Genomic DNA, 660 nt, shown 5'->3' with positions numbered 1-660 from the left:
GCGCTGGGACGCCTTCCTCGAGGAGATCCTGCCCGACGCCACCGTGCGCGAGTTCGTCCAGCGCTGGATGGGGCTCTCGATGACCGGGATCAAGATGCAGCGGCTCGCCTTCTTCTATGGCGGCGGCGCCAACGGCAAATCGGTGCTGGTCGACACCATCGCCCGGGTGCTGGGCCCCTATGCCGCCACCGCCCGGATCGAGTCGCTGACCGGCACCAACCGGCGCGGCGGCGGCGATGCCACGCCCGACCTGATCCCGCTGATGGGCGCGCGCTTCGTGCGGACCTCGGAACCCGACGAGGGCCAGCGCCTGCAGGAGGGGCTGATCAAGGAACTGACCGGCGGCGAGCCCCTGATGATCCGGGCGCTGCACAGCGATTTCCTGGAATTCTCGCCCTATTTCAAGCTGACCATGAGCGGCAACCACAAGCCCGAGATCCGCGGCACCGATGACGGGATCTGGCGCCGGGTGCTGCTGGTCCCGTTCGACGTGCAGATCCCCGAGGACCGCCGCGACCCGGACCTTGCCAACAAGCTCTGGGAGGAGGCCCCCGGCATCCTGAACTGGCTGATCGGCGGGCTGACCGATTTCCTCGAAGGGGGCCTCCGCCCGCCCGACCGGGTGCTGGAGGCCACGGCCGAATACCGCGAGGAAAGCGA

General features: G+C 68.9%; 1 protein-coding gene. It reads left to right on the top strand.

Features of this window, described 5'->3' with window-relative positions; translation table 11 throughout:
* Nucleotides 1-660: DNA primase family protein (locus BYZ73_RS21520; RefSeq protein ID WP_245943268.1), on the top strand; the 660-nt coding region annotated here is incomplete at both ends.

The sequence above is a fragment of the Rhodovulum viride genome (assembly GCF_003265965.1).
Lineage (GTDB): Bacteria > Pseudomonadota > Alphaproteobacteria > Rhodobacterales > Rhodobacteraceae > Rhodovulum > Rhodovulum kholense.
Note: the sequence above shows the minus strand (reverse complement) of the source record. Positions and strands in the feature narration are given on the sequence as shown.